This is a genomic window from Vibrio glycogenivorans (genome assembly GCF_051660965.1).
In the GTDB taxonomy this organism is placed as follows: domain Bacteria; phylum Pseudomonadota; class Gammaproteobacteria; order Enterobacterales; family Vibrionaceae; genus Vibrio.
In genome coordinates this window covers 170,452-185,505 of record NZ_JBPVIS010000008.1, presented here as the reverse complement: position 1 = coordinate 185,505, position 15,054 = coordinate 170,452, and the positions used below count along the sequence as shown (strand labels likewise).

Genomic DNA, 15,054 nt, shown 5'->3' with positions numbered 1-15,054 from the left:
GCACTTCTTAATACAATAATTAACGTTTAAACTCTAATGCAATCAGTCACTTAAAAATAAAACCGACTGCACTTTGAGTGCAAATGTTGAAAATAACTACGTATTTATGACTTTTCGCGTGTTTTTTCAATCAGCATGTGATTAAAGTCATAATCTTGATATTAATATGACAAGTGATTATTAGGCTATAATTAAAAAAATCCTTTAAAAACAGCGGCATACAAATTTTTGTTGATGGAGATCACTGGTTGACATTGAAATTGAAACGTTTAAATTTATCCGCAAGAAGACAATCTAATTCCAAGGCATACGGCAATACCGACTACTTCATGTAGTTGGAGAGTAAAAAAGGAATTGCTTGCTACTAATAAGTCTTCAGTCCCTAATTTGAATGAAGTGAAAGGTATATAGTATGAACAAGGCAGTGGCTCTTACATTGAGCTCGATTATATTTTCGGTCCCCGCATTGGCTGAGAGGGCGCCAACCAACTTACTAACTATGGATGGTGATGATGACATTATCTTAGTAACCGATAGCGCCAGAAATGCTCGAGCTGGTTTGCCACGTCGAACAAACTTTTTTACAGGTATTGAACACTCCGAGACAGCCTACACGCTTAACCCTAAAAATAGCTCCACTCGTTTTATCATTGCAGATGGTTCAACAAGAATTAACAAGAACTTTCGTATGCGCTTTGTGTTGGCTGAAAACCATGTAAAAAATGGCAACCCACAAAAAGAGCAAGCAGGTAAAATTAACTACACTTTAGCACCGCGCTACGAGCGTTGGGTGAGCCCTAGATTTTCCTATTTTGCTGAGCCTGTATTTATGCGTCGTGTGGAAGCCGACGGCTCAGAGAATAAAGAGATCAAACTTAAGCCAGGTGTTCAGTTTACGGTTGGTAAGCACTTTATCAACTCAACCGCTGAATATAAGATGATTGAGCGTAAGCGCTATAAAACCGATAACAACGGTTGGAATAAGGAGCTAGTTGAGGAAACTGAGTTTAATGCTTGGAGTGCCGAGACCAACTATACCTATCGTTACAGCCCTAAATTCAACTTTGGTGCAGCCTTTATGGGTAATGGCACGTTTGATAACTCGTGGGACGCACGTTTTACGCGCAATAAAAACTGGGGTATCAGACCATTTGTTCGCTACCGTCATTTCTATGATATTACCACGGAGGTGAACTTCCGAGTTGGCCGTAATGAAAGTGGTGCACACTGGGCTGGGCATGATTCATTCGATTGGAATATCAACAACAACATGCCAATTAACCGCAACGTGCGCTTGGTAGCAAACATTGGTTATCGCTCTGGCACCAACCACAACAAACAGCACCTAGGCTGGGGTGACCGCGAGGGTATGCAAGGTCGTGTCGGTGTGAACTTGTCGTTCTAATTGTTCCCATTTACCATCATTAACATCAATAGATAAAACTGATACCTATCGATTACCATTATTTGCTGTGATGGGTAGCACATTAAAGAGAAAGGGATGTTGCCGTCCAGCTGTCGAAACGTTTATATTGGATTTGTCAGCTGGACGGTGATCAATCGATATCGGTTTGATTAGGTCAACTGACTCAATGCCTTTTCTTAAGTTTGAAGGAAAAAAAATGAAAAAGAACCTAGCCGCGTTGCTCGCCGCCAGCCTGTTGGTGCCGGGAATCGCCTCTGCTGAAACCCCCAATAACACTTCTGTTGTCGAGAAGACGGATCAAGAAGTTATCGATACACTATACCGCGGCGGCTATGCGTATTGGCAGCAACTTCGTAACGAGAACGGGACTTATGAGGACAAACTGTTCCTAAACGGTGACCGAAGCTATGTAGGTTCTATCGCAAACTCAGGCATGGGTCTGGTTGCTCTGGCTATCGGACACGCAAACGGATGGGAGCCTGAAGCAGAAGAGCTAGCGCTGATCACACTGCGTAAGCTTGCGGGTCAAGATCCAAACTTTACCGTGCCGCAGAACGCGACTAACACTTACATCCACTTTTACAACACCCAAACGGGTGAAGCGGTAGGGGATGACTGGAGTCCAGTGGATAGCGCGATCATGATCTACGGCGCGCTGTTTGTCAAAAACTACTTCAGCGAAAACCAAGAAATCGCACAGCTAGCAGATTTCTTGTTTAAAAATACCGACCTAACTCAGTACATAGCCGATGTTCGCACCGGTCGTATTTATCTAGCGCAGCATACCGACGGTACATTTAAAGAGCACCGTACTAAGGCGTTTAATGAGTATATGCTGGTAGCGGGTATTGCCAACCAGCAAGCTAAACAACTTGATAATACCATTAATGGTTCAGATGCGTTAAAGTTTTGGGATATTTGGTACGCTTCAACCAAATACCTTCCAGTCGCAAGATACAATGGTATTCCAGTGCTTTCTGAGGGCGAGCGTTGGTTTACATCACAATTTAACTTCCTATTTAATAATTACTTGATGAATGATTTTTCAACAAATTCACAATTTGTTGAAGCACTCGAAAATTCTGCAAAGGCGGACTTTGCTTTCTGGCGTGATGTTAAAGAAGAGGGCGTTGAATTAAAAGAATATGAATGGGGCAGTGGTGCTGGCGCATGTCCTAACGGTTATTGTGTCGACCGATTCCACTTTAAGGGCGATCGTCAATTTAACCATAACCTCGTTGTTTCACCACATATTTTGGCCGGTTATATCCCATTTAATGAACGAGCGAAAGATGACCTAATTGCAACCTACCGTGATGACTCAATCAATGCGCGTCATGAGCTAGAAGGTGGTTATGAAATTTTGTGGCGCTACAGTCACGATCAGCCAGAATGGAAGGCTGAATTTATTGAGGGTGTTGATTTTTCAACGTTTTTGTTTGGCATTGCAGCGATGCCAGAGCACTTAGGTATGGAGTTCTTTAATCAAAACAACCAATTCTAACCGCTTGTTAGTGATTATAGTTTTATTCCAATGATTGCCATTTCCCCTACTCAGTTGAGTAGGGGTTTTTTCGTTTATGGGCTGCGAGAATATCGATTAAAAAACAATCAAAAAGATGAATAAATATTATTATTGGTCATCAATCACATTTTCCCGTGTTAGAATTGACGAGTGCTAATCGAAACGTTTATATTAAGTCTTGTGAAACGGATAGAATTCACGTTATGCGATTGGCTTACCATTCAAATACTTGTTTGCTCGGTGAGTTTTAGCAAGGAAAAACACCCCAGTGTTGTGTTGTCGCAAAGCGTTAAACCAAGGACCACTCTACACAAGAAAACGGTCAATATAATATATTAGGCAAGGATAATATGAAGATTAAACGCTCAACCCTTTCTAAAGGGATTGGCCTACTACTCGCCTCTACTGCACTTTCGAGTGTAGCTGCCGAGCAAGAAAGACCAAACATTCTATTTATTTTCTCTGATGATCACGCCAACCAGGCCATCAGTGCTTATAACCCAACTTTGGGTCAGACACCGAATATCGATCGCATCGCTAACGAAGGCGCGATTTTTGAAAAAGCCTTCGTAACCAACTCAATTTGTCAGCCAAGCCGTGCTTCTGTTATGAGTGGTAAGCACTCACACAAAAACGGTGTATTGGATAACACCTCACGTTGGAACCCAAACCAGGTTATCTTCCCTAAACTGCTGGAAGAGAGCGGTTACGACACAGCACTGATTGGTAAATGGCACATGAAGCCAAGCCCAGTGAATGAATTTGGTTTCTCGCTAACGCTGAACGGCGCCGGCGGCCAGGGTACTTACTACAACCCTGAGTTTATCGACCAACAAGGTCGTACAAAAGTGATCGAAGGGTACTCAACAGACCTTATTACCGACATGTCACTTGAGTGGCTTGATCAGCGCTGGGACGAGGACAAGCCGTTCCTATTGAAAGTACAATATAAAGCGCCACATACACCGCGTCGTCCACCTGCACGTCATATGGCGACCTTCATGGATCACAACTTCCCGATCCCTGATACCTTGTTTGACGACTACAAAACTCGTGGTGAGCACGCTGAAAATGCGTGGATGCAGCTTTACGGTATGACGCCGGTAGGTATCAATGCTTTCCCACCAGCACCAACGACGCCAGAGAAGGCGCGCATTCGTGAAGAGTGGATCAACAGTATGGACGACAACAAGCGTCGTCAGTTTGATGATTGGATGAACCGTCTAACGGACGAGCAGAAAGCGGCATTCCACGAAGCTTATGATGACGTTAACGTTGATTACTGGGAGAAGATGAAAGATCCTATGTATAAGCGTCGTTGGGGTAATGTACCACGTGACCTGAAAGTTGCTCGTACTGAATACATGTACCAACGCTTTATGCGCGATTACATGGCAACGGTTCTAACCATCGATGAGAACGTTGGTCGCATCCTAGATTACCTAGACGAAACTGGTCTTGCTGATAATACAATTGTTGTATACAGCTCTGATCAAAGCTTCTTCATTGGTGAGCACGGCTGGGCTGAGAAGCGTTACATGTATGAAGAAGGCTTCAAAATGCCATTCATGATCCGCTGGCCGGGTGAGATTGAACCGAATCTACGCCCACAAGCGATGATCCAGAACATGGACTTTGGCCCAACCTTCCTTGATGCGGCAGGCCTACCAACACCAGAAGAGATGCAAGGTAAATCTTTCCTAGAAGTTCTGAAGGGCGAGAAGACAGATTCTGAGTGGCATGACGATCGTTCGGTTGTTTACTACCACTACTACATGCACGGCGCACACAACGTGCCACGTCACGATGGTGTACGCAGTGAGCGTTACAAGCTGATCGACTTCTACTCACAGTATGAAGGTAAGGGCTTCTTCGAGCTATACGACCTGGAGAAAGATCCAAACGAAGTCAACAACGTCTACGAAGACCCAAGCTACAAAGACGTTCGTGAGATGATGACCAAAGAGCTTGAAGACGCACGTAAGCGCTACGACGTGCCGGAAGACTACTTTGAAGCACCATACCCATTCATGACCCGCAAAGAGCGTCAAGAACTAGGTTTCTAATTTAGATTAGTCATTCCTTATTTTCCTATCAAAGCCTTCACCTTGTGTGAAGGTTTTCTTCATTTTAGGGGCGAGGAGCGGGTTTCACTTCGTTCCGAGGCGCGAGTATTCCACCGCGCGCGCTCAACTTCTCGCCTCCCGATTCTCGAATCTCGATTCTTAATTCCCGCCTCTTTTCGATATAATAATCGAAAAACATTGACCCTCCCGTTACCGGAGAGCGCAAGCTCCAAGACGTACTCGAAACGAAGGCAAAAGTTATGTATACCATTGGCGAATTTTCGCAAATTACCTCTATCACAGTAAAAGCACTGCATCATTATGATGAAAAGGGGCTGTTAGTGCCTGTGTATCGTGACCAGGAGAGCGGCTATCGCTATTACGGTGAGCAAGAGGTGGAGCGTGCTCGCGTGATCAGTGTGATGAAATCGATGCGCTTTAGTCTAACTGAGATAGCGACGCTACTTGAAGAGTTCGATGATGAATCGCAGATCACGCAGTGGCTTGAGCGCAAGAAGGCCACCATTGATGCCGACATAGCCAAGCTGAACTCCGTTTCTGAGGCACTTGAAACCATCCTAATCAAAGAGCAAGAGGTCGCTAACATGTCACACAATTCCGATCTAATCACCATCAAGCATTTATCACCCATTGAGGTAATCAGCATTAGATGGCAGGGCAAGTATGCCGAAACTGGCAAAGCGATGGGTAAACTGTATCGCGCAGGAGGCAGACACGCTGCCGGCGCCGCCTTTAACTTATACTTTGATGGTGAATACAGAGAGATCAGCAATATCGAAAGTTGTCTACCCATCAAAAAAGTCATCAAATCCAAACTCGATCAACAATTACTGCCCGGCGGACGTTTCGTCACCTACGTCCATCAAGGCCCTTATGAGCGAATCGGCGAGTCATACAAAAAGCTGTTTGATTACATCAAGCAAAACGGCGAGCAGGCCGCATTGCCAACTCGAGAGGTTTATTTGAAAGGGCCAGGGATGATTTTTAAGGGTAATCCAGAGAAGTATCTAACGGAGATACAAATCCCCCTGAAAGGCTAAAAGAAGGTGCGGGGTGCGGGGACGCTTCGCTCGAGTAGCGAGGATGTCTGCGTTCGCTACGATTACAGAGACGGAAAAATATTTACTTCCAATCGCGATGAGTGATAGAAAAGTTACTAACAAATGTTAGAGGTAGCGCAATACTCACGGCGCCTCCGAAACTCCTCGCTACTCGAAGGGCAAAGCCCGTCCCCGCACCTCGAACCTTTATTTCGAGAGTTTGACCGCAGTCCCATAAGCCATTACCTCCGAAGCCCCATCGGTGATCGAGCTGGTGGTGAATCTCACCCCGACGATGGCGTCGGCGCCGAGTTGGTGGGCGTCGGCGACCATGCGCTCGATGGCGATGTTGCGTGCTTCGGTGAGCATTTCGGTGTAGCCCTTGAGCTCTCCGCCGACGATACCCTTGAGGTTGGCCATAAAATCTCGGCCGACATGTTTTGATTGCACGACATTGCCGGTGACGATACCGAGCACTTCTTGACTGTCGCTACCTGGAATATGGTCGGTGGTACTGAACTTCATGCTTCTCTCCATTAACATTGTTTATCAATAGCTTGTTTGATAGTTGCACGGAGGTCGCGCTGAACGCAAGTGTAAAGACTAGAAATGGGAGGCAGGATTTGTGCGCAATGATAACAAGAGAGGCGTGAGAAATTACTAAAATTGCACCGACTAAGTTGCTCTTGGCCGGTGCGATAGATTTGGTGTATTAAGGCTCCAACTCCACTTCTGCGGGTAGTTGGATCGGCGTGTCGAGGGTTTGGTCGCTGCCAACCCAATCACGCAATGCTTTCCACCATCGACCCATGGTCTCGTGCCAGTAACGCTCGGTTTGTTCGAGATATTTGGCACTTGGCGCATACTTGTTCCATGGCTGGTTTATGTTGTCATGGGCAAGGTAGTTGGTTGGCGCAGGGTACGGGTTAAGACCGGCGGTCTCAAATTCCAGCATCGCGCGTGGCATATGGCTAGCGGAAGTCACCACCACCAGATTCTTTTTGCCCACATAGGCGGCCGCTTGGTGAGCCTCTTCCCAGGTGTCCTGGGCGGTTTCAAGCAAGATGATATCGGATTTGCTCACGCCTAGAGAAAGGGCAACGGTTGCCATCATGCGAGCATTGCTCACTTCTGTGCCACCCGCATAACCAGAGAGGATCAACTTGGCTTCTGGGTACATACGTAGAATACGGATCCCTTCGCTAAGACGCATCAGGCCGGCGCGGGTAAGCTCGGAGGTAGGCGGGATCTGGTCGTCAACCACATGCCCATTACCCAGCACCATCACATAGTCGACATTTTGCCCCTCAGGCAAATAGATTGAGTATTCGCGCTCTAATGGCATCAGCAAACTGGTGGCGAAAGGTTGGAAAGAGACGAGGAAAATACCCATCAGGCTAAACAGAACCATAAAGCAGCCTGACTTACGTTTAGCGGTAAACATGACCAGCATTAGGCCGAGAAATGCCAAAATCAGCATCGCAGGAAGTGGCATTAGGAGCGCAGAGACCACTTTTTTCAGTTCAAACATACGAAATAGCCCGAAAAAACATCACTTAGAGACAAAAAAACACGAACCCTCTTTATTCCTCATATTCCTATGACAGAATAGCGGCACGGAGGATTATGATAGCCTAATGAAACAAACACAAGACCGCAATTTCGATGATATTGCCCACAAATTCGCAAAAAACATTTATGGCTCGGATAAAGGTGAGATTCGCCAGGTCATAGTTTGGGAGGATTTGCAGGCCCTGTTGTCGCATTTTGAACCACAACAGACACCGCTTCACGTGCTAGATGCCGGCGGTGGGCTCGCGCAGATGTCGCAAAAGATTGCCAAGCTGGGCCATCAAGTAACGCTGTGTGATTTATCTTCAGAAATGCTCAAGCTGGCGGAAAAGGATATTGACGCTAATGGCCTTGGCCAACAATATCGCTATGTCCATAGCCCAGTGCAAGAGGTGGGTGACCATCTTGATGAGCCAGTGGATATTGCGATGTTTCATGCTGTCATGGAGTGGCTAGCTGAGCCTGAGGAGGCCTTGAAGCTGCTACTCGAACAAGTTAAGGATGGTGGAATGGCGTCGATTATGTTCTACAACCATCATGGTTTGGTGTACAAGAATGTGATTTGCGGCAACATCCCGCATGTTCTAAATGGCATGCCGTTTAGAAAACGTTTTAAGCTACAACCACAGAAGGGCTTAAAGCCAGAAGAGGTGTATCGCTGGATTGAAGAGGCAGGTTTTGAGATCTGCGGTAAATCGGGTATCCGATCATTCAGTGATTACATCGGCGATCGACAATATGTGGGTGAGTATGATTATGAGGATGTACTGGCGTTGGAAAAACAACTTTGCCGTCAAGAGCCGTACCTCTCGTTGGGCCGATACATTCATGTATGGGCCAAGAAGACCCCAAAACAGGAATAATGATGAGTGAGATGACTCACAATGTTGCCGAGCAACCAGTCGATGAGCTGGTCAGTTGGGTACAGAAGAACGAATTTTCGCTCAATCTACCCCCAGAGCGTCTCGCTTTTTTGATCGCCCTTGCGGTGCTGAGCAATGAGCGATTTGATGAAGAGCTCGGGGAAGGTGAGCTGCACGATGCGTTTGCAATCGTGGCCAAGATGTTCCCTGATACGGGAGAAGCCTCGGCATTTCGCGCCAACAACGCGATTAATGAGATGGTCAAGCAGCGACTGATGAGTCGCTTTACCAGTGAAGTCAATGACGGGGCCAGCATCTACCGCTTGTCGCCGCTGGCGATTGGCATCACAGATTACTATGTTCGTCACCGTGAATTTTCTAAGCTGCGTCTATCGATTCAGTTATCGATGGTGGCGGATGAGATGGCCAAAGCGCTGGAAGCTGCCCAAGAGGGTGGCACGGCTGGGCACTGGAAGAAAAATGTCTACGGCGTATTGAAATATTCCGTTGCCGAGATCTTCGATCAGATTGATTTAAACCAGCGCGTGATGGACGAGCAGCAGCAAGAAGTCAAAGTGCAGATTGCAGAGCTACTCAATAAAGATTGGCGTGAGGCGATCAATAACTGTGAGCAGTTGCTATCTGAGACGTCAGAAACGCTCAAAGAGCTCCAAGACACATTGCAAGCAGCCGGTGATGAGCTGCAAACGCAGATCTTAGATATCCAGCAGCAGGTGTATGGTAATGATGAGCTCGATTTTATCGATGAGACTCTGTTTAGCCTGCAGATGAAGCTTGATCGCATCACCAGCTGGGGTCAACAGACGATTGACCTATGGATTGGCTACGACCGCCACGTCCACAAATTTATCCGAACCGCGATTGATATGGACAAGAACCGAGCCTTTAGCTCGCGTCTGCGTCAATCATTACAAGACTACTTTGACCAGCCATGGTTCCTGACTTACGCCGATGCAGAGCGTCTAACCGACCTGCGTGATGAGGCGCTGGTACTTCGTGATGACGAAGTCACCGGACAGGTGCCGATGGCGGTGGAGTATGAAGAGTTTGAACAAGTCAATGATGAGTTGTCAGAGCTTATCGGCACAATGCTGAAAGCGCACAAAGACCAAGGTCGCCCCATCGATCTTGGTGCGGTGCTACGCGACTACCTCGCCGATCACCCTCACACTCACCATTTTGATTTAGCCCGCATTGTTGTTGATCAAGCTGTACGCATGGGATATTCGGAGTCCGATTACCAAGCGATTCAACCAGACTGGCAAGCAATCAACGATTTTGGCGCAAAGGTACAAGCAAATGTCATCGACCGATACTAATGACTACATACCAGAGAAACTGGTAAAAGCAATTTCTAACCCTCTGTTCCCGCAGCTTGATAGCTTGCTGCGTGCAGGGCGTCATATCTCCAGTGAGGATCTCGACAATCATGCCTTACTGACAGATTTTGAACTAGAGCTGGGGCAGTTTTATCAGCGCTACAACACCGAGCTGGTGAAAGCGCCGGAAGGCTTTTTCTACCTTCGTCCTCGCTCAACCTCACTGATCAGCCGCAGCGTACTGTCTGAGCTGGACATGTTAGTAGGTAAGGTATTGTGTTTCCTCTATCTCAGCCCAGAGCGTCTGGCGCACGAAGGGATCTTTACCAATCAAGAGCTTTATGAAGAGCTTTTGACCCTGACCGACGAGAAAAAGCTGATGAAGCTGGTGACTCACCGCGCATCCGGCTCGGATCTGGATAAAGAGAAGCTGTTTGAGAAGGTGCGCACATCATTGCGTCGCCTACGCCGCCTCGGCATGGTGATCAACGTGGGTGAAACCGATAAATTCCGTATCAGCGAAGCGGTATTCCGCTTTGGCGCCGATGTGCGTGTCGGTGATGATATGCGTGAGGCGCAGCTGCGCCTGATCCGCGATGGTGAGGCGGTGGTCCACACCCCTGAGCCAAGCCAAGGCAGCTTACTTGAGCAAAGCAATAACGATAACCAAGAGCTTGATTCACAAGCCGAGCATGCCCTAGAGGATGAAGCATGATTGAACGCGGTAAATATCAATCCCTGACCATGGTCAACTGGAACGGCTTCTTTGCTCGTACCTTTGATATTGATGGTCTAGTGACTACGTTGTCAGGCGGTAATGGTGCCGGTAAATCCACCACCATGGCGGCCTTCATTACCAGCTTGATCCCAGACCAAAGCTTGCTGCACTTTCGCAATACCACCGAGGCGGGCTCAAACCAGTCATCACGCGACAAGGGCCTGTACGGTAAGTTGCAAGCTGGCGCGTGTTACGCCGCTTTGGATGTGATTAACTCACGCAACCAACGTCTTCTGTTTGCGGTTAAACTGCAGCAGGTTGCGGGTCGCGATAAGAAAGTCGATATCAAGCCGTTTGTGATCCAAGGTTTGCCGATGAACGTTAAGCCAACCGACATCCTGATTGAAACGGTGTCGGCGAGTCAGGCACGCGTGCGTCAAATCAATGAAGTCAAAGCCGCGGCGGCGGAGTTTGAAGGCACTCACTTTAAGGCATTTAGCTCTATTGTCGATTACCATGCGCAGATGTTCGAGTTTGGTGTTATTCCTAAGAAACTGCGTAACTCAAGCGACCGCTCTAAGTTCTATCGCTTGATTGAGGCATCACTTTACGGCGGTATCTCAAGCGCGATCACCCGCTCACTGCGTGACTACCTACTGCCTCAAAATGGCGGGGTGAAGAAGGCATTCCAAGATATGGAGTCGGCGCTGCGTGAAAACCGTATGACGCTAGAAGCCATCAAGGTGACTCAGGCAGACCGTGATTTGTTTAAGCATTTGATCACCGAGTCGACCAACTATGTGGCAGCGGACTATATGCGCCATGCCAATGAGCGACGTAAAAAGCTTGAGCAAACTATGTCGCTGCGCCAAGAGCTGTTTGGCTCTCGTCAGACCTTGATCGAGCAAAATCAATTGATGGCGCAAGTACAAGAAGAGCTAGAGCTGCTTGTTGATCAAGAAGGCGTATTAGAGGTCGACCATCGTGCGGCCTCGGATCACCTGCAGTTAGTGCAAAACGCCTTGCGTCAGCAAGAGAAGATTGCCCGCTACCAAGAAGATCTCGAGGAGCTGAGTGAGCGTCTTGAAGAGCAAATGATGGTGGTGGAAGAGGCGCAAGAGCGCGTCTTGATGGCTGAAGAGCAGGCTACAGTGTCTGAGGAAGAGGTGGATAGCCTCAAAACTCAGCTTGCCGATTACCAGCAGGCTTTGGATGTGCAGCAAACGCGTGCACTGCAGTATCAGCAGGCAGTGCAGGCACTGGAAAAGGCCAAGACCCTAATGGGTGATGACTCGCTCACTGCAGAGTCAGCGCAAGCGCTGGTGAGTGAGCTCAAGAGTCAAGAAACCGAGAACACCAACAGCCTGCTGGCGATCAAGCACAAGCTGGATATGTCCTCTGCCGCTGCCGAGCAGTTCGAGCAGGCCTACAAGCTTGTACAGGGCATTGTGGGTCAGGTTGAGCGTAACCAAGCAGCCGCGCAAGCCAAGTTAATTTTCAAGCAGGCACGTGAAGCCGAGCAAACGGTGGAAAATGAGCAGCAATGGCGTGCTCAGCACCGCGATCTCGAGCGTGATCTGCACACTCAGCGTCAGACCCAAGAGCTGGTGGATGGCTACCAAAAGCAGTTCAATATTACCTTGGACGATGAGCTAGCTATCGAGCAAGAGCGTGAGCGTCATATGATGTCGCTCGAGTCGCTTGAGATAGCGCAAGAAGAGCTGCGTGAGCAGCGCTCTGAGCAGCGTCGTAACGAGCAGGATTTAGCGGTTGAGATTGAGCGCTTGGAATCGATAGCGCCAAGCTGGCTTGCCGCCAATGAGGCACTTGAGACTCTGCGTGAGCAGAGCGGTGCTGACCTGTACGACAGTCAAGCGGTGATGTCGCAGATGCAACTGGTGCTCGAAGACGAGAAGAATCTCTCAATTGCCAAGGATAAGCTCGCCACCCGCCGCGCTGAGCTTGAGTCTGAAATTGAGCGTCTTGCCTCACCTGGTGGCTCGAATGATCCACGTCTTAAAGGCCTTGCGGATACGCTAGGCGGTGTGCTGCTGTCTGAGATCTACGATGATATCACCATTGGTGACGCGCCATACTTCAGTGCGATGTACGGTCCGGCGCGTCATGCGATTGTGGTGTCTGATCTGTCCGATATTGAAGAGAAGCTCGTCGAGCTGGATGATTGTCCAGAAGATCTGTACATCATTGAGGGTGATATCGACGCCTTTGATGACAGCAGCTTTAACGCCGAAGAGCTTGAAGGCGCAGTATGTGTGCGTCTTAACGAGCGCCAAATGCGTTACTCTCGCTTGCCGGAGATCCCATTGTTTGGCCGCGCAGCCCGTGAGCAGCGTCTTGAGCTTCTTCGCAACGAGCGTGAAGAGGTGGTTGAACAGCATGCTAAAGCGGCGTTTGATGCGCAGAAACAGCAGCGTTTATACCAGAGCTTTAATAACTTTGTTGCCAAGCACATCCAGGTGGCTTTCGATGCTGACCCAGAGCAAGCTTTGGATGCGGCGCGTGATAAACGCAATCAAGCGGTGCGACTACTAACTGAACTCGATAGCAAAGCTCACCAGCAACGCAGCCAGACAACAACCAGCAAGCAAGCTTTGGCAGCGATCGATAAGATTGCGCCAACCATGCGTCTGCTAGAAGACGACACCCTATCTGAGCGATTTGAAGAGCTGGAAGGGAAGATTGCCCAGTTGTCTGAAGCTAAAGTGTTCTTGAATGCCCATCGTAAAGCCGTTGTCGAACTGGATAAAATCGCCAATGCGCTTGAAGCTGACCCAGAGCAGTTTGATGCTTTGCAAAATGATTATCAACAAGCCGATCAAGCACTGCAAGCACTCAAAGCACAGATTTTTGCTGTTTCGGATTTAGTTGAACGTCGTCACTACTTTAGCTACTCAGACTCAGTGGACTTGCTGAGCAAGAGCAGTGAGCTCAGTGAGCAGCTTAAGAATAAATTGGTCGAAGCCGAGCGTGCACGCACCCGCTCGCGCGATGAACTTAAGCAGTCTCAAGGTCAGATGAACCAATACAACCAAGTGTTGGCTTCACTGAAAAGCTCGCATCAAGCGAAACTTGAGACGGTACAAGAGTTCCGTCAAGAGCTGCAAGAGTTCGGCGTGAACGCTGATGAGGGCGCGCAGGAGCGCGCATTGCGTCGCCGTGATGAGCTTCAAGAGCGCTTGCACGCTTCACGCACGCGTAAGAGTGAATATGAGCGTACTCTAACGTCCACCGAGCTAGAGATGAAAGGCCTAGCTAAGCGGATGAAGAAGGTACAGAAAGAGTATGTTGAGCTGCGCACCTTTGTGGTCGCGGCGAAAGCGGGCTGGTGTTCAGTGCTGCGTCTTGCACGCGAGAATGATGTCGAAAGACGACTACACAAGCGCGAGTTGGCGTACATGAGCGCCGATGAGCTGCGTTCGATGTCGGATAAGTCGCTCGGTGCGCTGCGCCTTGCGGTGGCTGATAACGATGACCTGCGTGATGCACTGCGCCTATCAGAAGACAATGCTCGTCCAGAGCGCAAAGTTCTGTTCTATATCGCGGTCTATCAGCACCTGCGTGAGCGTATTCGCCAAGATATCATCCGTACCGACGATCCGGTTGAGGCGATCGAAGAGATGGAAGTGGAGCTGGCACGTCTGACCGAGGAGCTGACTCAGCGTGAAAACCGTCTGGCAATCAGCTCTGAATCTGTCGCGAGCATTATCAAGAAGACCATTCAGCGTGAGCAAAACCGCATTCGTATGCTCAACCAAGGCCTATCGAATATCTCGTTTGGTCAGGTGAAAGGCGTGCGCTTGAATGTCAAGGTGCGCGAGAGTCACGAGGTGTTGCTTGATAGCTTGGCAGCGCAGCAAGACACGCATAAAGACTTGTTTGAGTCGATGCGCTTTACCTTCTCAGAGGCGATGGCGAAGCTATTCCAGCGCGTTAATCCGCACATTGATATGGGCCAACGCTCACCGCAGGTACTGGGTGAAGAGCTGCTAGATTACCGTAACTACCTTGAGCTTAGCGTTGAGGTGAATCGTGGCTCCGATGGTTGGCTACAAGCGGAGTCGGGTGCACTATCAACGGGTGAGGCGATCGGTACCGGTCAGTCTATCTTGTTGATGGTCGTGCAGAGTTGGGAAGAGGAATCGCGTCGACTGCGCAGCAAAGACATTGTTCCGTGTCGCCTATTGTTCCTCGATGAGGCTGCCCGTCTGGATGCCAAGTCGATCTCCACCTTGTTCGAGTTGTGTGACCGTCTTGATATGCAGCTTTTGATCGCCGCGCCAGAAAATATTAGCCCAGAAAAAGGCACGACCTATAAGCTGGTGCGCAAGGTATTTAAAGATCATGAGCATGTGCACGTGGTTGGCCTGCGTGGGTTTGGTCAAAACGATAAGACCGGCTCGCAAGAGCTAGCTGCAGAAATCGACTAACCTTGTCAATTTGCTAACTATAAAAATGCCCGCAG

Annotated in this window: 10 protein-coding genes; 8 read left to right on the top strand and 2 right to left on the bottom strand. The window is 48.6% G+C overall.

What is annotated here, in order from left to right:
- The first annotated feature begins 412 nt into the window (after positions 1–412).
- From ACSTTG_RS16670 to ACSTTG_RS16655, 4 genes are all read left to right on the top strand, one after another.
- Positions 413–1,405 (top strand): hypothetical protein, encoded by a 993-nt coding sequence (locus ACSTTG_RS16670; protein ID WP_438457358.1) that lies wholly within the window; start codon positions 413–415, stop codon positions 1,403–1,405.
- A gap of 217 nt (positions 1,406–1,622) precedes the next feature.
- Positions 1,623–2,930: a hypothetical protein gene (locus ACSTTG_RS16665; RefSeq protein ID WP_438457359.1), complete on the top strand. Its 1,308-nt coding sequence runs from the start codon at positions 1,623–1,625 to the stop codon at positions 2,928–2,930.
- Positions 2,931–3,301: 371 nt separating this feature from the next.
- Positions 3,302–5,017, top strand: a complete 1,716-nt coding sequence (locus ACSTTG_RS16660) for a sulfatase family protein (protein ID WP_438475618.1) — start codon at positions 3,302–3,304, stop codon at positions 5,015–5,017.
- Positions 5,018–5,277: 260 nt separating this feature from the next.
- Entirely contained in the window at positions 5,278–6,078 is an 801-nt protein-coding gene (locus tag ACSTTG_RS16655) for a MerR family transcriptional regulator (RefSeq protein ID WP_438475617.1), read from the top strand.
- Positions 6,079–6,285: 207 nt separating this feature from the next.
- On the opposite strand, the gene ACSTTG_RS16650 is transcribed toward ACSTTG_RS16655, so the two are convergent.
- Both ACSTTG_RS16650 and elyC read right to left on the bottom strand, forming a co-directional pair.
- Positions 6,286–6,603 carry a YbjQ family protein gene (locus ACSTTG_RS16650; RefSeq protein WP_438457362.1) on the bottom strand — a complete coding sequence of 106 codons (318 nt, stop codon included), beginning with the start codon at positions 6,601–6,603 and terminating at the stop codon, positions 6,286–6,288.
- A 187-nt stretch (positions 6,604–6,790) separates the two neighbouring features.
- Positions 6,791–7,609, bottom strand: a complete 819-nt coding sequence (elyC, locus tag ACSTTG_RS16645) for an envelope biogenesis factor ElyC (protein WP_438457363.1) — start codon at positions 7,607–7,609, stop codon at positions 6,791–6,793.
- A gap of 106 nt (positions 7,610–7,715) precedes the next feature.
- Between elyC and cmoM the strand changes: the two genes are divergently transcribed.
- From cmoM to mukB, 4 genes are read left to right on the top strand one after another with little or no spacing between them, the layout of a single operon-like run.
- Positions 7,716–8,513 carry a tRNA uridine 5-oxyacetic acid(34) methyltransferase CmoM gene (cmoM, locus tag ACSTTG_RS16640; RefSeq protein ID WP_438457364.1) on the top strand — a complete coding sequence of 266 codons (798 nt, stop codon included), beginning with the start codon at positions 7,716–7,718 and terminating at the stop codon, positions 8,511–8,513.
- A 2-nt stretch (positions 8,514–8,515) separates the two neighbouring features.
- Positions 8,516–9,853, top strand: coding sequence for a chromosome partition protein MukF (mukF, locus tag ACSTTG_RS16635; protein WP_438457365.1), 1,338 nt, complete (start codon positions 8,516–8,518; stop codon positions 9,851–9,853).
- The gene (gene mukE, locus ACSTTG_RS16630) at positions 9,834–10,568 is read left to right on the top strand and encodes a chromosome partition protein MukE (protein ID WP_438475616.1); all 735 of its coding nucleotides are present in this window, start codon (positions 9,834–9,836) and stop codon (positions 10,566–10,568) included. Before mukF ends, mukE begins: the two co-directional genes overlap by 20 nt.
- Positions 10,565–15,019, top strand: a complete 4,455-nt coding sequence (mukB, locus tag ACSTTG_RS16625) for a chromosome partition protein MukB (protein WP_438475615.1) — start codon at positions 10,565–10,567, stop codon at positions 15,017–15,019. The genes mukE and mukB overlap by 4 nt, the downstream gene beginning before the upstream one ends.
- Positions 15,020–15,054 lie beyond the last annotated feature (35 nt).